This is a genomic window from Demequina sp. TMPB413 (genome assembly GCF_020447105.2).
Taxonomy (GTDB): Bacteria; Actinomycetota; Actinomycetes; order Actinomycetales; family Demequinaceae; genus Demequina.
Genome location: NZ_CP096184.1, coordinates 1,743,505 through 1,760,433, shown reverse-complemented (window position 1 = coordinate 1,760,433; position 16,929 = coordinate 1,743,505). Strand labels below are relative to the sequence as shown.

The 16,929-nt window shown below is 65.5% G+C and carries 17 protein-coding genes; 6 read left to right on the top strand and 11 right to left on the bottom strand.

The features are described 5' to 3' along the window. Nucleotides 1-2: 2 nt before the first annotated feature. Nucleotides 3-2,378: an MMPL family transporter gene (locus LGT36_RS08505; RefSeq protein ID WP_226096514.1), complete on the bottom strand. Its 2,376-nt coding sequence runs from the start codon at nt 2,376-2,378 to the stop codon at nt 3-5. Nucleotides 2,379-2,427: 49 nt separating this feature from the next. Beyond that, a complete protein-coding gene (locus LGT36_RS08500; RefSeq protein WP_226096515.1) occupies nt 2,428-3,390 on the bottom strand; it encodes a ketopantoate reductase family protein in 963 nt (320 codons plus the stop codon). Between the two features lie 87 nt (nt 3,391-3,477). Here LGT36_RS08500 and LGT36_RS08495 point away from each other — a divergent pair, with 87 nt between their 5' ends. After that, nucleotides 3,478-4,041, top strand: a complete 564-nt coding sequence (locus LGT36_RS08495; protein WP_226096516.1) for a TetR/AcrR family transcriptional regulator — start codon at nt 3,478-3,480, stop codon at nt 4,039-4,041. A 54-nt stretch (nt 4,042-4,095) separates the two neighbouring features. On the opposite strand, the gene LGT36_RS08490 is transcribed toward LGT36_RS08495, so the two are convergent. Continuing rightward, a complete protein-coding gene (locus LGT36_RS08490; RefSeq protein ID WP_226096517.1) occupies nt 4,096-4,920 on the bottom strand; it encodes a pseudouridine synthase in 825 nt (274 codons plus the stop codon). A gap of 237 nt (nt 4,921-5,157) precedes the next feature. On the opposite strand from LGT36_RS08490, the gene LGT36_RS08485 reads away from it, so the two are divergent. Next, nucleotides 5,158-6,012, top strand: coding sequence for an alpha/beta fold hydrolase (locus LGT36_RS08485; protein WP_226096518.1), 855 nt, complete (start codon nt 5,158-5,160; stop codon nt 6,010-6,012). Between the two features lie 129 nt (nt 6,013-6,141). Next, entirely contained in the window at nt 6,142-6,534 is a 393-nt protein-coding gene (locus LGT36_RS08480; RefSeq protein ID WP_226095632.1) for a RidA family protein, read from the top strand. Between the two features lie 18 nt (nt 6,535-6,552). Here the strand turns inward: LGT36_RS08480 and LGT36_RS08475 are convergent, their stop codons facing one another. The 5 genes from LGT36_RS08475 to LGT36_RS08455 form a co-directional block, all read right to left on the bottom strand. After that, entirely contained in the window at nt 6,553-6,936 is a 384-nt protein-coding gene (locus LGT36_RS08475) for an iron chaperone (protein ID WP_226095633.1), read from the bottom strand. A 133-nt stretch (nt 6,937-7,069) separates the two neighbouring features. Beyond that, a complete protein-coding gene (locus LGT36_RS08470; RefSeq protein WP_226095634.1) occupies nt 7,070-8,233 on the bottom strand; it encodes a zinc-dependent alcohol dehydrogenase in 1,164 nt (387 codons plus the stop codon). Continuing rightward, nucleotides 8,230-9,582, bottom strand: a complete 1,353-nt coding sequence (locus LGT36_RS08465) for an FAD-dependent oxidoreductase (RefSeq protein WP_226095635.1) — start codon at nt 9,580-9,582, stop codon at nt 8,230-8,232. The genes LGT36_RS08470 and LGT36_RS08465 overlap by 4 nt, the downstream gene beginning before the upstream one ends. Nucleotides 9,583-9,594: 12 nt before the next feature. Next, nucleotides 9,595-10,041 carry an SRPBCC family protein gene (locus LGT36_RS08460; RefSeq protein WP_226095636.1) on the bottom strand — a complete coding sequence of 149 codons (447 nt, stop codon included), beginning with the start codon at nt 10,039-10,041 and terminating at the stop codon, nt 9,595-9,597. 158 nt (nt 10,042-10,199) lie between these two features. Continuing rightward, the gene (locus LGT36_RS08455) at nt 10,200-10,736 is read right to left on the bottom strand and encodes a CGNR zinc finger domain-containing protein (protein WP_226095637.1); all 537 of its coding nucleotides are present in this window, start codon (nt 10,734-10,736) and stop codon (nt 10,200-10,202) included. A 38-nt stretch (nt 10,737-10,774) separates the two neighbouring features. Between LGT36_RS08455 and LGT36_RS08450 the strand changes: the two genes are divergently transcribed. Continuing rightward, nucleotides 10,775-11,812 carry a DMT family transporter gene (locus LGT36_RS08450; RefSeq protein WP_226095638.1) on the top strand — a complete coding sequence of 346 codons (1,038 nt, stop codon included), beginning with the start codon at nt 10,775-10,777 and terminating at the stop codon, nt 11,810-11,812. A gap of 13 nt (nt 11,813-11,825) precedes the next feature. Here LGT36_RS08450 and LGT36_RS08445 read toward each other — a convergent pair whose 3' ends face one another. From LGT36_RS08445 to LGT36_RS08435, 3 genes are read right to left on the bottom strand one after another with little or no spacing between them, the layout of a single operon-like run. Next, nucleotides 11,826-12,392, bottom strand: coding sequence for a hypothetical protein (locus LGT36_RS08445; protein WP_226095639.1), 567 nt, complete (start codon nt 12,390-12,392; stop codon nt 11,826-11,828). Between the two features lie 33 nt (nt 12,393-12,425). Then, nucleotides 12,426-12,773: a DUF952 domain-containing protein gene (locus tag LGT36_RS08440; RefSeq protein WP_226095640.1), complete on the bottom strand. Its 348-nt coding sequence runs from the start codon at nt 12,771-12,773 to the stop codon at nt 12,426-12,428. Nucleotides 12,774-12,797: 24 nt separating this feature from the next. Continuing rightward, entirely contained in the window at nt 12,798-13,919 is a 1,122-nt protein-coding gene (locus LGT36_RS08435; protein WP_226095641.1) for a methyl-accepting chemotaxis protein, read from the bottom strand. Between the two features lie 204 nt (nt 13,920-14,123). Here LGT36_RS08435 and LGT36_RS08430 point away from each other — a divergent pair, with 204 nt between their 5' ends. Continuing rightward, a complete protein-coding gene (locus LGT36_RS08430) occupies nt 14,124-14,879 on the top strand; it encodes a class I SAM-dependent methyltransferase (protein ID WP_226095642.1) in 756 nt (251 codons plus the stop codon). A 106-nt stretch (nt 14,880-14,985) separates the two neighbouring features. Then, entirely contained in the window at nt 14,986-16,887 is a 1,902-nt protein-coding gene (gene typA, locus LGT36_RS08425; protein ID WP_226095643.1) for a translational GTPase TypA, read from the top strand. Nucleotides 16,888-16,929 lie beyond the last annotated feature (42 nt).

Below are 16,929 nucleotides of genomic sequence, written 5' to 3'. Positions count from 1 at the left end.
CCCTAGGCGCTCATTGCCCCGCGTGACTGCGGCCCGTGCGTGAGCTGACTTCCCTCGACATCCATGTCCGGCAAGATCCTGTCGATCCGCTTGGGGAGCCACCATGCCGATTCCCCCAGGAGCGTCATGGTCGCGGGTATCAGCAGCATGCGGACCACGAACGCGTCGATCAGAACTCCAAGGCCCAGGCCAAGGCCAATGGGAGTGACGGTCGAGCTCTGCGACAGCGCAAAGCCTCCGAAGACGCCGATCATGATGAGGGCGGCGGCCGTGATGACCGCCTTTGATCCGTCGAGGCCGACCAGCACCGCATCTCGCGCCTTTGCGCCCTGGACGTGAGCCTCGCGCATTCCTGAGACAAGAAAGAGCTGGTAGTCCATGGCGAGGCCGAAGACGATTCCCACCAGGAGCGTCGGCAAGAAACTGAGGACAGGCGAAGGCGTCTCGAGGCCGAGCAGCGACAGCCCCCAGCCGTATTGGAACACCGCAGTGACGATGCCTAGGGTCGCCAGAATGCTCAGAAGGAATCCAGCAGTGGCGATGAGCGGTATCAGAATCGACCGGAACACCACCACGAGAATCAAGATCGACAGCCCTAGGACCACGATCAGATAGAGAGGCAGGGCGTCCCCCAATTTCGCCGAGGTGTCGATGTTCATGGCCGTCAAACCCGTGACGCCGATCGTCACCCCCAAGTCCGTCTCGAGTGTTGACGAGGCAGCACGGAGGTCCTTGACCAGTTGCTCGGTGGAGGCCGCCACGGGACCTTCTGCAGGGATCACCTGGAAGACGACGACGCTGTTGTCTTCCGACGCCCCGCCGAGTGCGGCCGCGGTGACGTGGGGGATCGTCATGAGGTGGTCCGCCACGTCGGCTTCGATGCGCGTCAGCTCGGCTTCGTTCGCCGCTTCGGGAAGGGTCGCGACCACCACGATCGGCCCGTTCATTCCGGGGCCAAAGGCGCGGCCAATCTGCGAGTAGGCCTTGTACTGCGTGGACGACGCTGGTTGCGAGGCCGCGTCTGGCAAGCCGAGCCGGAGGCTCGCCGCTGGTACCGCGAGAACGAGCAAGGCCAACAGTCCGCTCACAATGACGACGACGGGGTGGCGGGTAGCGACGCTCCCGTTTTGGCGTCCGCCCTTGGCGGTCCGCGAACCCAGGTTGCTAGGCGCGGTGGCAAGGGCGTCGTCGTCCGTATGGGCGAGGCGTCGCTCGCGCTTGGGAAGAACGCGCACGTCCGCCAAAGCGAGCAGCGCGGGAGTGAGAGTCAGCGCCACCAGGACGGCGATGGCAACACATATGGCCCCTGCCGTGCCCATCAAACCAATCAAGCCGATTCCCGTGAGGTTGAGGGCGGCGAGGGCAATGATCACGGTCATTCCGGCGAAAAGCACGGCGCTACCGGAGGTGCCTGTCGCAAGACCGATGGAGCGCCGCACCGGCACCCCCGCGCGGAGGTATTGCCGGTGTCGGTTGAGGATGAACAGCGAGTAGTCGATGCCGACGGCAAGGCCCAGCATGACACCGAGGATTGGCGTGGTCGACGAGATCTCGACGACGCCGGACAACGACAGGATGCCAACGGCTCCGACGGCGACGCCAACGATGGCTGAGACGAGTGGCAGGCCGGCTGCCACCAGTGAGCCGAGCATCACGAACAGGACGACGGCGGCAATGACGACGCCGATCGCCTCCGTGGCGCCTGGCGGTTCGCCGGGGTCAGCGATCGCAGAGTCGAACTCCACCGTGACTCCGTCGATCTCTTGGCGGATCACGGCGTCCCTGATCTGCGCGAGTTCCGACGGTGCGATCTCAGCATTGGCTGTGGTGAACTGCAACGTCGCTACGGCCGTGTCTTCACCGGGAGAGACGCTGGCAAAGCCTGACCCGGCCTGCATGATCCGCTGTTGGTCCTCGATGACCTGCGCCTGAAGATCGAGGGCCGCCTGCTCCTCCGGCGACGTTACTTGCTCGCTGGCCATCGAGATCTGACTCCTGGCTTCTTCCAGTTGTTCCGCGGCAGCCGCACGCTGATCCGCGAACACGAAGGGGTCCATTGCACCGCTGACCACATCGACGTCGACGGCCCTGCTCAATGCGTCGGCGATGGCTGCCTCTTGGGCCGCCGTGAAGGGCTCCCCGTTGCGCGTCGAGAACACGAGCTGCCCGTTGCCGCCCCCCGCGCTAGGGAAGGCGCTCGCGAGCTGATCGTTGACTTTCTGGGCAGGCGTCCCTGGAATCGACAGGGACGTTGACAGGGCGCCGCCGACCGTTGCGTACGTCAGCGCGACCGTGCCGAGGATGGCTATCCACGCCGCGATCACCCACCATCGATGCCGAGCGGAGAAGAGGCCTAGTCGTTGAAGAAGCGTTGCCATGGGAGTTTCCTGCCTTGAATCCGGATGCGGGGTGGCGTGGTTGTTCGAGTCAGCGCGGATGCGGTGCGTCGGCGAACAGCGCCGAGATCGCGGACAGGCGTGGCGTGGGAACACCGAGCCGGCGCGCGTCGGCCTCCACATCGCGGCAGACCAGTCGTGGTTCCAGGGCGTTGGGATCCGCCTGGGCTTCGAAGGATCGCCGCGCGGCGGCAATGCGACTGATTGCCAGCGACATCGCTGCGCCAGCCAACCAGCTTGGGGCCCTGAGCATCATCGACGTGCCTCGATGCCGTGAGAGGTCGACACCTCGCGCCCGCAAGAGCGGGAGGAGTTCGCGCCCCACCCGCATCGCTTCGGCAAACGCCCCCGTGTCTCGGACGAGGTCGGCCATCGCCCCGCGCTGAAGTGCCTGTGAGTAGAGGCCCGCTCCTACCGCGGTGTGCAACAGGAGCCATCCCCTGAAATCGTGCTGCTCGCACACGCGGAACCCGGCACCGTGAAAGAGGCCACGCACCGCCAGTTCTCGCTCGGTTAGACCCTCTCCGAAGTGCCCGAACACGACCGACGAGAGCAACACTCCGCGCAGGGCGCCTGTCGCATCGAAGCCCCCGCCGCCCTGTGGAAAGCCCCAGGCGACCTGACCAGAGGGGAGGGGGGCGATCGCATCGAGCGGCTCTTGCCACATATTGCCGAACATCAGCACCGTGGCGTCCCCTGTGCGAGTGGACAGTAAATCCACCGCATCGGCGAGGCTGTAGTGGGGCACGCTGAGAATGATGAGATCAACATCGTGATCGGGGGAGAGGGTTTCTCGATATCGAGGGGACCACTCCTGCAACACCTGAGCCTGGCCCCCTCGTCGGCGCGAGTCGATCAGATCGAGGTCGATCGGGCGCGCGTACTTCGCAGCGCGTCCTGGCCTCACCAAAAACTCAACGACGTGCCCGGCCTGCTCGAACGCCCAGCCGTACACGCAGGCGATCACGCCCCTGCCGATCATCAAGATCTTCATGCCATCTCCTGGCCTCGTGCTAAAGTGGACGTTGTCTCCAGTTAACGATATGGAGACGGTCTCCACTTGTCAAGCGCGAGGAACACCGTGAACCAGGACAAGCCCCTACGGGCCGACGCCCGTCGCAATCGCGACGCCCTGATCGCCGCTGCCCGCGAGATCTTCGCCGCGGAGGGAACAGAGGTGCCGTTCGAGGATTTCGCTCGGCGTGCCGGCGTGGGAGCAGGGACGCTGTACCGCCACTTCCCCACGAGGGACGCGCTGGCGGCTGCGGTCTACCGTGCAGAAGTGTCTGCGCTATGTGACAGGGCGCGCGACCTGTCCGAAGCTCATGCCCCCCGTGAAGCACTTGCGCTGTTCCTGCGCGAGATGGTGGATCACATGTACACGCACCGCGGTCTTGGGCGCACCTTCGCCGCCTTCGCGGAGGCCGCTGGCGGCGCGATCGCTGGTGAGGGCGTTGAGCTCGAAGACGCTGTCAGCGCGCTCTTGGAACGTGGAATCCAGGCAGGAGACATCCGCGACGATGTCTCAACGGGAGCGTTGATGCTTGCCCTTCACGGCATCGCGTTCGCTTCGACGAGGTCAGCGTCTCGGACGGAAGCGGATGCCGTCATCCAACTACTCGTTGACGGGCTCGGCCGTCCGTAGCCCACCCGAGCACGCGCGTCGGCGCAGTTCTTGCTCGAGCGTTCGAGGGGCGGTCTACGCTCGTTCCTCCGGCCACCTCAACTCACGCAGGCTCGTGAACTCTCGCGGTGTTCCATCGACGGGGTCGACAAAGCTCAGCGACCTGGCAATCAATTGCAGAGGGTCGCGAAAATCGTCGGTAGCGACGTTGACGACGCTCGGGTAGAGCGAGTCGCCAAGAATCGGCAGGCCGAGGGCCGCCATGTGCACGCGCAACTGGTGCGTCTTGCCCGTGGCGGGCGTCAGTCGGTAGCGCGCGTACCCGCCCTTCACCTCGACCACCTCCACGCGGGTGGAGGCGTTGGGCGCGCCGTCCACGATTTCGGCCTGCAGGCTGTCTCGTCGCTTTTCGATGCGATTGGAGATGTGCTGCGGGAACTCAAGGTCGGGGTCAAACGGAGCCAAGGCGTCGTACGTCTTGTGTGCGGCTCCCGACTGGAACACGCCCGCGTAGGCGCCTCGAAACTCCCGGCGAGTGGTGAAGACCAACACGCCTGCAGTGAGCCGGTCGAGGCGATGCGCTGGTGCGAGTTCGGGGAGGTCGAGCGTGAGGCGCGCCTGAACCAGGGCGGTCTGCACCACGTGAGCTCCGCGCGGGGTCGTGGCAAGGAAGTGCGGCTTGTCGATCACCACGAAGCGCTCGTGGGTCTCCAGTACCTCGATGGGCTGCGGCGCCGGAACTTCAGGAGCAAGCTGGCGGTGGAACCACACGAAGGCATGAGGCCGGTAGGCCTCGCCTCCCGTGAGCGCGCACCCCGTCTCGTCAACAAAATCCCCAGCCGCCAGCATGTCAGTGACGCCCGCTCTGGCGGGCAGCCGGTCCAGCAGGAAGTCACCCATCGTCGCCCAAGGCGGTGCCCCCGCCGGCGAGGTACCGGGCGTGCGCAACCAAGCGGCGTCAAGCCCGTGTCGCTGTGGCAGGGGAGAGCGGGGTGGCATCACGCGACCGGCCGACGCTGGGAGGACTTCACGTTGAGCATCGTACGGAATGGAGCGGGCGAGGCCGGGCTCCATCCCGCCCGTAGCGTGCGCAGTGTCTGCTTCAATGTGGAGCGTGACAAGGAAGGGGGCATCGGAATGAGCGAGCGATCGGCGTTGCAAGGGATTCAAGCCCCGGGCAGCCAGGGTGCTGGCACGCACTTCGTGAGGCGAGGCTCTGGCGTGCCGGTGCTGTTTGTCCACGGCAATGGGGTGGATCACCGCATGCTGCTCGAACTCGATACCGTCTTTGAGCAGATCGGCGGTTGGGAGCGGATTCACTTCGACCTTCCCGGCTTCGGTCGTACTCCCGCTCTGCCCGCCCCCGGCGGCTTGCCCGAGATCGCCGAGTGGCTCGAGGCAACCGCGCGCGACCTGCTAGGTGAACGACACTTCGCAGTAGTAGGCGCGTCGCTGGGTGCGCTCCTGACTCGCGAACTGGCCGCCAGGCTGAAGGAACAGTGCCTTGGCTTCGCGTTGCTTGCCCCCGTCGTCGACTCGGTACGCGATCACCGGACGCTGCCCGAGCCCGCGGTCCTGGTCGAAGACGCCGCACTATTGCGGTCCCTCGATCCGGCCGACGCGGTTGACTACGCGGAACTCGCGGTCATTCAGTCGCCTGAGAATTGGCAGCGGTTCAGGGACGCCGTGCTACCTGGCGTCCGGGCCGCAGACGAGCGCGCGATGGATCGGCTCGCGCAGCGTTACGCTCTGCCGACCCTGCCGGATGCGCAACTCGAAGGCTTCGACAAGCCCGTACTGATCGTGGCCGGAAGGCAGGACGCGGTGGTGGGCTTCCACGATCAGTGGGTGCTGTCACAGCGCTTTCCTCATGCGACCTTCGCCGTTCTTGACCGGGCCGGCCACAACATCAGCATCGACCAACCTGAGGCCGTCGCGGGGCTATTGGCGCGGTGGGCCGAGCAGGTTGCGGAGCGCGCTGACAACCCGTAGCGGGCGCGGGTCGGCAGGGGTGTGCACGATCGCCGCCGGGAATGCAGGGACGTGGTTTTGAGGGGCCGCCAGCGTGGGTAGCCTAGGTGTTCGCTCGCCGTCATTGGCGTCCCAGAAAAGGAGGTCCCCGTGGACACTGAACGCCGCCTGATCAGCTCCGGTTCGCCGTTCGAGCAGGAGATCGGGTATTCCAGGGCGGTGGTCGTTGGACCTTGGGCTTGGGTGAGCGGGACCACGGGTTATGACTACGAGACGATGACAATCTCTGCCGACCCCGCCGAACAAGCCGAACAGGCATTGCAGAACATCTCCACCGCGCTCGGCTCCGTGGGGATGGGCCTCGAGGATGTGGTGCGCGTGCGGTACTTGCTCACGCGACGCGAAGACGCGGCCGCATGCTTCCCCGTGTTCGGACGATGGTTCAAGGGCATCAGGCCCGCCGCCACTATGGAGGTTGTTGGCCTCCTCGACGAGGCGATGAGCATCGAGATCGAGGTGACGGCCTACCGCCCGGAGCGGTAGGCCGCGGTCGAACTGGCACTACCTGCAGGCGCGCTTCACCAGTTCGGTGATGGCCTTCTGTTCCGCAGGGCCGATGCTGGTCAGGGCGAAGGCGGTGGGCCACATGGCGCCATCGTCGAGCGACGCGACGTCTTGGAAGCCGAAGGTGCAGTAGCGAGAGTCGAACTTGCTCGCAGCCTGGAAGAAGCACAGGACCTTGCCGTCTTTGGCGTAGGCGGGCATCCCGTACCAGGTGCGGGGCTCCAACTCGGGGCCCGCCTCCGTCACCAGACTATGCACATGCTGGGCTAGGAGCCTTTCGGTCTCTGGCATCGCTTCAATCTTGGTCATCAAGTCTTCGAGAGCCTCGGCCTTCTTCTTGCCGCCCTTCTCCGCGCGCAACTCCTCGGCGCGCTCCTTCATGGCGGCCCTCTCCGCCGCTGTCCACTCGCCGCCAGGGGTTGCGGTTATGGGTGCTCCCTTGAGTCCAGGTGCGGGCCTGCCTCGCATGCGGCCCGCATTCACTCATCAGGGTAACGGCCGACTCCTCCTGGCGTCAGGGGTGGAGCACCACCTTGAGGTACTCCTTGGCCTTGAAGCGCTCGTACGCCTCCGGTGCATCCTCAAGGGGCAGATGAGTCGAGACGATGCGCGAAGGGTAGATGCGCCCGGCACGAATGTGGTCGATCAACTCGGGTATGTACGCCTGCACGTGCGTCTGACCGCCGGTGAGGGTGAGACCCTTGCCGAACACGATCCCAAGCGGGAAGCTGTCGACGATGCCACCGTAGACACCAGGGATGGACACTCGTCCGCCCTTGCGCACGGCCTTGATGAGGGGTCTCAACGCGGTAGGACGTCCCGTCTGGAGGCGAAGGCGCTGCTTGACCCGATCAAGCAATCCGATGGCGCCACCTCCGCCTGCCTCCATGCCAACGGCGTCGATGACGGCGTCGGGACCCCGGCCGCTCGTCAGCATGCGCAACTCTTGCTGGACGTTCTGGCGGCGCGGGTTGATCGGCACAACACCGGGAATCCGGGCGGCCTCGTCCAGCCGGTCCTGCACGCGGTCGATCACGGCAACGGCCGACGCTCCCATCACCATCGCGCTCTCGGCGGCGAACTGGCCGACGGGCCCGGCACCGGCGATCGCGATGACGTCGCCTTCGTGGATATCGCAGTTCTTGGCGGCCATCCACCCCGTGGGCAGGATGTCGGTGAGGAACAGGGCGTCGTCATCGGTCATCTCGTCGGGGATGGCGAAGAGGCCGACGTCGGCGTGCGGGACGCGCGCGAACTCGGCTTGGCCGCCAGGGTAACCGCCGAACAGGTGGGTGTAGCCGAACAGGCCGGCCGGAGCATGGCCGTAGACCTTTTCGACCAGTTCTGCGGCAGGGTTTGTCCTGTCACAGAGGGAGAACTCTTCGCGCTGGCAGAACTGGCACTGACCGCAAGCGATGACGAAGGGCACCACCACCCGATCGCCGACAGAAACGTGCGTCACGTCATCGCCGAGTTCCTCGACGACGCCCATGAACTCATGCCCCACAATGTCGCCGTCGAGCATGCCGGGAATGGCGCCGTCGTACAGGTGAAGGTCCGATCCGCAGATGGCGGTGGAGGTGACGCGGATGATGGCGTCTGTCGAGCTCTCCAGCTGCGGACGCGGGACGTCGTCGACGCGGAAGTCGTGCTTGCCGTGATACACCACTGCTTTCATCGTTCTTCCTTCCTGCGAGTGATCACCGCGTCGGCCGCGCGCTTGCCGGAGACGACGGCGCCCTCCATCGTTGCGAGGTATTTCTGTCTCGTGTAGTCGCCAGCAAGAGCCAGCCCCGGTACGGGCGTCTCTTGGGCAGGACGCAAATGCTCGTTGCCCACCCGGAGTGAGTAGAAGTCGTCTGGGATGACAATGACGCTGGCGCGGACGATGCGACCCTCAAGGCCGATACCGAGGCGCTTGGCCTCATCGATCACCACGGGAGTGAGCTGCTCGGCGGTCGCGTCAACGTACTTGTGGGGTTGCGCCATGATGACACTCAGCCGCCCGTCGAGTTCCTTGAAGGTGGTGCGGGACTGTTCCGCAAAAGAGCCCAAGTCCGTACCGGGACCAAACGTGGCGCGGTCCTTCGGCAGGCAGGGTCGATCGAGTTCGGCCTGAAAGCACACGGCAGGAGTGGAACTCAGGCGCTGCATATCGGAGAACCAGGGATGATCGCCGAGCGTCTCTTTCACGATGTTCTTGGCTGGCCCGAGCGATGCGGCGAGGACAACGTCGTCGGCATCGATGGTGCCGTCCGCGGTGACGACGCCGGTGATGCGTACCTGCCCGCCCGCGAGACGCTCGACTGTCACGCCGGTGCGGACCTCCCCGCCGTGGTCGGTGACGTAGCGCGCCATCGGCGCACACATGACGTCCGTCATGCCACCCGCGAACGAGCCGACACGCGTCTTGATCACGGAGTTCCAGTAGGGGACCAGGATCCCCATGAAGTTGTGCGCAGAGTATTCATCGGGCGGCACAAAGAAGAGCCCCTCGGTCAGGGGGTAGAGGATGCGCTTGATCGTCGCATCGGCCACGCCATGTCGCCTGGCGTAGTCGGCGACCGACACGTGATCCAGTTCAGAGGGGTGACGCAGGTACGCAAGGGCGCCAGCCCCAATCATTCGCGCGAGAGCGAGCTTCTGGCCGAGTCCCACGTAGTGGTTGTTGCCGAGTCCCCGCGCGATTGATGCGAACGGGCGGTGGATGAGCGACGTGGCATACACGGCGCTCGGCCCGCCGTCTGGAAGTCGCATCTCGACTTCATCCGTCCACGTGACCACGTCATTGAGCGCGGCTCCGACGTGGCGTAGCAGCCGGGGCAACTCAACGTAGAAGCCGAGGTAGCGGTGCAGTCCCGTCTCGACGGGCATCCCGTCTTCTGTCCAGTTGCCTGTCCGGCCCCCGACGTGCTGCTCACGCTCAAGGATCGTGACGCGGTGACCTGCGTCCACCAGTCGGACGCCGGCGCTGAGCCCTGCGAGCCCAGCGCCGACGACGATGGTGTGGGGAGGGGTGCTCCTCACCGTGCTTGAGTCCTAGACCTCGCCGCGCCACGCGCCGGTGGCGCCGCCACGCGACTCAATGAACTCCTTGAAGGCGCTCAGGTCCCGGCGAACGTAGGCGTCGTCCACCTGGAAGGCCGCTCCGGCCTTTTCGACAAAGCCCTCCGGCTCCCAGTCGAGCGTCAGGGTGACCTCGGTGGAGTCGAGGCCCGCGGCGGCAAACTCAACCCGGCCGCTCTGCTTGACTTCGCCGACGCTCTGCCACGCGATGTGGCTGTCAGGCTCCTGCGCGGTGATCTCGGCGTCCCACTCTCGCTCGACACCACCTGGGCTTGCGACCCAGTGTAGTGAGGTGTCACTCAACTGCTTGACGGAGTCGACGCCGTTCATGAATGAAGGGAAGGTCTCGAACTGCGTCCACTGGTTGTAGGCAGTGCTCAGCGGAACATCGACGGTAATCGTTGATTGTGCCTCAGGCATTTTGTACCTCCTAGGTTGGGGTCTGTTACCCGCAATCCAAGGTAGGCACAGTTGTCTCGCCGTGTCGCGACAACAGAGACCCCTAACTCGGGGGAGAGCCCATTTAGCAGGCTATTTCCCTTGCCTCTTCGCTTTAGGCGAAGCGAGATGCCAGGTATCTAGGCCGATTCGGCCTGGCGCGCGCGATAGGCAGCCACTGCCGCCTTGTTCGTGCAGGTAGTGGAGCAGTACTTGCGAGACCTGTTGCGGGAAAGGTCAAAGACCACCCCTTCGCAATCGTCGCTCTCGCAGCGGTCGAAGCGGCTCATCTCATCCGCGCGGATCACGTCGACCATGGCCATCGCCGTCTCCACGAGAATGCGCTCGGCAAGAGGGCGGTCATCCGTGGTCGCGTGAATGTGCCAGTCGACGTCCCCGTGACGCACCAGCTGGGGGATGGCGCGCTGCTGCTCGAGGATGGCGTTGACGAGCGGCACTGCTTCATCGCGAGTCGCCGTGAAGATGAGGTGTAACGGGTGGCGAATCGCGCGTACCGGCTCGAGGTCGCCCGCGGTCGGGCGCGAGCCCGTGTAGCCGAACTCGTCAAAGAAGGCCTCGAGTTCCTCGAGCGTGGTGAGTGTGTCCGGCTCCAACTCCGTGTTCGCGAGCCTCACGGCGGCCTCGAGCGCCTCGGCCGTGTCACTTGCAAAAACCATGTTGACACATTACCACCGGCGGTCTACTGTCATGAGCCATGACCGCTTTGACCAATGACGCGCCGCCGTCAGCCCTCGCGGGAGGCCTCGGCCTGGCGATGGCATCCGCCGCCTCCTTCGGCCTGTCGGGCAGCCTTGCCCGCGGCCTGATGGATACCGGCTGGACGGCGGGAGCGGCGACGCTTGCCCGCGTCGTCATCGCAAGCGCTGTACTCCTCGTTCCAGGCATCCTTGCGATGCGGGGTCGGTGGGGAGCGCTCCGGACTGCTTGGCGCACGGTCGCGGCATATGGACTCTTCGCCGTGGCAGGAGCGCAACTGTTCTACTTCCTCGCGGTCGGCCATCTTGACGTGGGAATCGCACTCCTCATCGAGTACACCGCGCCGATCGCGGTCGTGCTGTTCCTATGGGTGCGCAAGGGGCACAAGCCGGGTCCGCTCACCGCGGTGGGAGCCGTCATCGCCGCCCTGGGAATGGTGCTGCTCCTCAACGTGGTCGGTGGAGGGAGCGTCAGCCTGGTGGGGGTCGGTTGGGCACTCGCGGCGATGGTTGGGGCGTCCGTGTACTTCGTCGTGTCCTCCGACACGTCAACGGGTCTGCCCCCGATCGCGCTGGCCACGGGGGGACTGCTCGTGGCCGCTGCCGCTCTGGGCCTGGCCGCCATCGCGGGCGTGCTGCCTGTCAGGTTCGCTGCCGAGACGGTCCAACTTGTCCCGTTCGACGCCCCCTGGTGGGTGGTCGTCGCGCTGCTTGGCGCCGTCTCCGCTTCGCTCGCGTACGTCACCGGGATCGCTGGCACGCGCATGCTTGGCGCCAGGCTCGCGTCGTTCGTAGCGCTCATGGAAGTCGTTGCTGCTACGGGCTTCGCATGGTTCCTTCTCGCGCAGACGCCGCTACCCATTCAGTGGGCAGGGGCAGGGCTCGTGCTGACCGGCGTCGTGGTCGTCAAGCTCGGCGAGCGCGCGCCCATCATGGACACCGCGGTTCCCGGCATCGGCGCGCCTGCCCGCCCGCAACGGCGACGCAGGGTCTTCCCCATGGAGCGTCGCGCAAAGGTTCCTGCGAAAACCAGCTGATCGGTCGCGAGGATCAGAGCAGGGCAGCGAAAGCGAGCCCGGCCCCTGCCGCCACGAGCAAGGCCACGCCCACCGGATCCACACCGCGGCTGATCGACGGCGTCGTCTGGTCAGCATCACCTGGATGGGCCTCGGCCCACTCTTGCCACGCTTGATAGAGCCGACTGCCAGTGGGGTCGGGACGGCCCTCGGCGTCGTCCGTGATGTCGTGGCCTTGTGAGTCGGTGCCGAAGACGCCCGTCCTCGCTCCCCGCGAGGCAGGCGCCGCGAACGCCGCCGCCTTGCGACCGTCGTCTCCCAGGATCTCGAGGGACCAGCGCATCGTGACCTCTTGGATCCTGGCGAAGGGCACGGTCGCCGTCACGACGACGTTGCGAAGCGCCACAGCGTCCTCGCCGATCAGCACGGCTGGCCTTAGGTACACCGCCACGCCCGCCAGTGCGAGGCTCGCGCCGACGCCCACACCCACACGCGCGTCGGCGATGCCTGAGCCCACCACGTCGACGGCGGCGAAGACCGCGCCAAGTGCGACACACAGCCAACCCCAGAACACAGAACTGCGCGCGCGTAGGACGTCCATGGCGTCATCGTTCCACACGGGAGAGCCTCTCCATCACTCGACAACGAGCTGGCCATCGGCAATGCGCGCGGGCAACACCTTGCGTACCAATGAGGGGTCAATGGGGCCGTAGATGTGGGGAAAGAACTCTCCACCGCCGGCATCTTCGTCGCGCACCTCAACGCCTGCGGCACGCATAGCGTCGTCATCCAAGACCAGGATGCTGAGCGGCTCGAACACGCGCGTGTAGAAGCGCTCCGCCACGCCAGGCGCCTGGTGAGGTCGCGAGCAGTGAATGAAGCCCACGTCGTCGAGCGTCGCCCCGAGGGTTGACACCCGATACTCACCAGCGCTCAGCGCCGATTCCCAATCGCGCGTCAAGGCAAGGTGCCACATCTCCATGGCCCCATGGTGCCCCAGCCGCGGCTACTCCGCGGTCGAGAGCTCTCGCAATGCCTTCGACGCGTCGTGAACCATGTCGAGCTGGTCAACGATCGCCGAGATGTCGTGAGTCGTTGCCTCGGCCGTTTGTGCGACGTCATTCACCGAACGAGAGATCTCGTTGGTGGTGGCGCTTTGCTGCTCCACTGCGCCCGCGATGGAGGTCTGGGCGTCCGAGATCTGGTGAATGAGGTCTGTGATCGCCGTCAGGGCGGTGGTGACGTGGGCGCTGTCCTCTTGGAGGGTGCCGATCATCTCGGTGATGCGCTGCGTGGCCTCTGCGGTCTCCCGTGCGAGCTCCTTGACCTCGGAAGCGACCACGGCAAACCCCTTGCCAGCCTCGCCAGCCCTGGCCGCCTCGATCGTGGCGTTGAGGGCGAGCAGGTTGGTCTGCTCGGCAATCGACGTGATGAGCTTGACGACGACGCCGATTTCTTGGCTTGACGTGTCGAGTTGGGCGACCCTGTCGGAGGCGGTGCCTGCGGCCGTGACGGCCTCGCGTGCCACAGTCACCGCCTGCGTGGCGGAGTTGGCGATCTCTTGAACAGAGGCGCTCATCTCTTCCACTGCGGCTGCCGCCGTCTGGGCGCCTTCGGCGGTGTTGGCGGCCTGCAGAGTCAATTGGGTGGTCAGCGCCTCAAGGTTGTCGCCGAGCGACAGCAACCTGCTCGACGTTTCCACGGACGCTTCGCGCACTCGGATCGCGGTCGAGTCGTTGTTCCATACGACGGCCAGGCCGATCATCTTGCCTGACTCGTCGACGACGCGGTCGGTGATCGTCGTCAGGGTGGTGTCGTCAAAAGTGAGGGTGCTCGTGCGCGGGAACACGTTGGGGTCCGATGTGAAGGCCCCCGGGCGGTGGAACGCCTTCAGGTTGCTGCCGATCACCGTATTGGCGTCGACGCCAAACTCACGCTTAATCGGTCCGTCGATCTCTCGCAGGGTGTCGAGCGCATTCTTGTTGGCGTAGACGATGTCACCTTGGGGGTCCGCCAGGAAAACCTGCACAGGGAGAGCGTCGATGCTCGCACGAAGGTGTGAAGCACGCTCAAGCAGCGCGTTCTTGCCTGTCTCTGAGGAGCGGCGAATGGGCGCGAGGAGTGCCATGGCGAACCTTTCTACGGTGGTGGTCGTCCGACCCATCGGCCAGACTCCGGGGCCGTTAAGCATTTGGACCGCCTTGTCTGGGAGGGGATCGCCCTGCCTAGGATGGGATTCATGGAGCAGATGCCAGCGGCGCTGGTGACCGCGGCTGTGCCCGAGAGCGCGAGGCGTGCGGTGCGCCGACGCCGTGCGCGAGTGGCGTTCTAAATGGGCGGTCACGGCACCAGTTTTGGTGAGGCGGCACAGTCCTACAGCGAGGGCCGTCCCAGTTACCCTGCAGAAGCCGTCGCGTGGATGCTCGGCACCGCGCCGCTCACCGTGCTCGACCTCGGGGCAGGCACAGGGAAGCTAACCGTCCAGGTCGCGGCTCAAGGACACCGGCCCGTCGCGGTCGATCCCGATGCGGCCATGTTGGCGGTGCTCAATGAGGCGTTACCCGACATCGACGCTCGAGTCGGCACTGCGGAAGAGATTCCCCTTCCCGATGCCAGCGTCGACGCGGTGGTGCTGGGGCAGGCGTGGCACTGGGTCGACGTCGAGCAGGCTTCGCGCGAGGTGGCGCGCGTGCTCCGTCCAGGCGGAATCTTGGCCTTGGTGTGGAACATTCGCGACGAGTCGGTTCCGTGGGTTGCCGAGCTCACCGAGGCGATGCACTCGTCGGCGGCCGAACAACTCATCGTCGCTGGAGGCCCGACTGTCGGCCCACCCTTCACGACGCTCGAGTCGCGTCGCTTCGAGTGGGCGGCCTCGCACACGCGAGACTCACTCGTTGCGATGGTGCACTCGCGCAGTTACTACATCGCGGCGAACGAAGACGAGCGGGCGTCGATCGATGCCAAGGTCGATGCGGTGCTCGCGCGTGCGCCGGGTCTCGCACAGACAGGCGTGATGGACCTTCCCTACGTCACGCATGCGTACCAGAGTCGCTTGCCTGAGAGCACTCCGAGCGGTCCCCTCAGGTAGCCGCAGAGCGCGCATCACGAGCCCGAATGGGTTGAAGTGCGTCCAGACGGGTAGAATGAGGCGGCTCGCTTCTGGGCCCCTCCCCTCATCGATGAAAGAAGTCCCTATGTCCGTGCGCTCCGACTTGCGCAACGTCGCCATCGTCGCCCACGTTGATCATGGCAAGACCACTCTCGTCGACGCCATGTTGCGACAGGGTGGCGCGTACGGCGACCACGCTCACGTGGAAGACCGCGCCATGGACTCTGGCGACCTCGAGCGCGAAAAGGGCATCACGATTCTCGCCAAGAACACGGCGATTCGCTACACGGGAGCCTCCGCGGGCCCGGACGGCGTCACGATCAACGTGATCGACACCCCCGGCCACGCCGACTTTGGCGGCGAGGTCGAGCGAGGGCTCTCCATGGTCGACGGCGTCGTCCTGCTGGTGGATGCCTCAGAGGGTCCGCTTCCGCAGACCCGCTTTGTGCTGCGCAAGGCGCTCGCGGCGCACCTGCCCGTCATCATCGTCGTCAACAAGGTCGACCGCCCCGACTCCCGCATCGTCGAGGTGGTCAACGAGACTCACGACTTGCTGCTGTCTCTCGCTTCTGACCTTCACGACGACGTCCCTGACCTCGACATTGACGCGCTGCTCGAAGTGCCGGTCGTGTACGCCTCGGCCAAGGCCGGCATTGCTTCGCTGACGCAACCGGCCGACGGCTCCCTCCCTGAGGGCGAAAACCTCCTGCCGCTCTTCGAGACGATCATGGAGCGCGTCCCCGCGCCGACGTATGAGGAGGGCGCGCCGCTCCAGGCGCACGTCACGAACCTCGACGCCTCGCCCTTCCTTGGCCGACTCGCCTTGCTGCGCGTCTACAACGGCGAGATCCGCAAGGGTCAGATGGTTGCCTGGGCAAGGGCAGACGGCACCATGAAGACCGTCAAAATCACCGAACTCTTGGAGACCAAGGGACTCGAGCGGATGCCGGCCGAATCGGCGGGACCTGGTTCGATCGTCGCCGTCGCAGGGATCGAAGACATCACCATCGGCGAGACCCTGACGGATGTCAACGACCCCAGGCCGCTCCCGCTCATCACGGTGGACGACCCCGCCATCTCGATGACAATCGGCATCAACACCTCTCCCTTGGCCGGTCGGGTCAAGGGACATAAGGTCACCGCGCGCCAGGTCAAGGACCGTCTCGACAAGGAACTCGTCGGAAACGTGTCCATCAGGGTGCTGCCTACCGAACGCCCCGACTCGTGGGAAGTGCAGGGCAGGGGAGAACTCGCGCTCGCCATCCTGGTCGAGCAGATGCGTCGCGAGGGCTTCGAGCTCACCGTCGGTAAGCCCCAGGTGGTCACGCGTGAAGTGGGCGGCAAGGTTCACGAGCCCATGGAACACATGACGATCGACGTTCCCGAGGAGCACCTTGGCGCGATCACCCAGTTGCTGGCATCGCGCAAGGGCCGCATGGAGTCCATGGCGAACCACGGCACCGGCTGGGTTCGTATGGAGTTCATCGTCCCGGCGCGCGGCCTGATCGGCTTCCGGTCCACGTTCCTCACTGATACGCGCGGAACAGGCATCGCGTCGTCGATCTCCCACGGCTACGAGCCATGGGCCGGGCCCATCGAGTATCGGTCCTCCGGATCGCTCGTGGCCGACCGCGCAGGCGTCGTCACCACCAACGCGCTCACGTACCTCGACTCTCGCGGCACCTTCTTTGTGGGGCCCACCGAGGACGTGTACGAGGGCATGGTCGTGGGTGAGAACGCGCGTTCAGAGGACATGGACGTCAACATCTGCAAGGAAAAGAAGCTCGACAACATTCGCTCGTCGACCAGCGAGAAGTTGGAGACCCTGAGCCCTCCCCGCCGTCTCACGCTCGAAGAGTCGCTTGAGTTTGCTGGCGACGACGAGTGCGTCGAGGTCACTCCTGAGAAGGTGCGCATCCGCAAGGTGATCCTGGACCAGACCGAGCGCGGGCGTGCCGCCTCTCGGGCCAAGCGCCAGAACGCGTGACTATGGCGCCTTGCGGCGCAAACGAAGGCCAACCGCGTCGTC

What these genes read in the sequence shown, in the direction of transcription:
- LGT36_RS08430 (WP_226095642.1), top strand. Translation starts at nt 14,124, where the DNA reads ATGGGCGGTCACGGCACCAGTTTTGGTGAGGCGGCACAGTCCTACAGC.
- LGT36_RS08505 (WP_226096514.1), bottom strand. Translation starts at nt 2,378, where the DNA reads ATGGCAACGCTTCTTCAACGACTAGGCCTCTTCTCCGCTCGGCATCGA.
- LGT36_RS08435 (WP_226095641.1), bottom strand. Translation starts at nt 13,919, where the DNA reads ATGGCACTCCTCGCGCCCATTCGCCGCTCCTCAGAGACAGGCAAGAAC.
- LGT36_RS08475 (WP_226095633.1), bottom strand. Translation starts at nt 6,936, where the DNA reads ATGAAGGAGCGCGCCGAGGAGTTGCGCGCGGAGAAGGGCGGCAAGAAG.
- LGT36_RS08490 (WP_226096517.1), bottom strand. Translation starts at nt 4,920, where the DNA reads ATGGGTGACTTCCTGCTGGACCGGCTGCCCGCCAGAGCGGGCGTCACT.
- typA (WP_226095643.1), top strand. Translation starts at nt 14,986, where the DNA reads ATGTCCGTGCGCTCCGACTTGCGCAACGTCGCCATCGTCGCCCACGTT.
- LGT36_RS08440 (WP_226095640.1), bottom strand. Translation starts at nt 12,773, where the DNA reads ATGGAGATGTGGCACCTTGCCTTGACGCGCGATTGGGAATCGGCGCTG.
- LGT36_RS08450 (WP_226095638.1), top strand. Translation starts at nt 10,775, where the DNA reads ATGACCGCTTTGACCAATGACGCGCCGCCGTCAGCCCTCGCGGGAGGC.
- LGT36_RS08455 (WP_226095637.1), bottom strand. Translation starts at nt 10,736, where the DNA reads ATGGTTTTTGCAAGTGACACGGCCGAGGCGCTCGAGGCCGCCGTGAGG.
- LGT36_RS08470 (WP_226095634.1), bottom strand. Translation starts at nt 8,233, where the DNA reads ATGAAAGCAGTGGTGTATCACGGCAAGCACGACTTCCGCGTCGACGAC.
- LGT36_RS08460 (WP_226095636.1), bottom strand. Translation starts at nt 10,041, where the DNA reads ATGCCTGAGGCACAATCAACGATTACCGTCGATGTTCCGCTGAGCACT.
- LGT36_RS08445 (WP_226095639.1), bottom strand. Translation starts at nt 12,392, where the DNA reads ATGGACGTCCTACGCGCGCGCAGTTCTGTGTTCTGGGGTTGGCTGTGT.
- LGT36_RS08485 (WP_226096518.1), top strand. Translation starts at nt 5,158, where the DNA reads ATGAGCGAGCGATCGGCGTTGCAAGGGATTCAAGCCCCGGGCAGCCAG.
- LGT36_RS08500 (WP_226096515.1), bottom strand. Translation starts at nt 3,390, where the DNA reads ATGAAGATCTTGATGATCGGCAGGGGCGTGATCGCCTGCGTGTACGGC.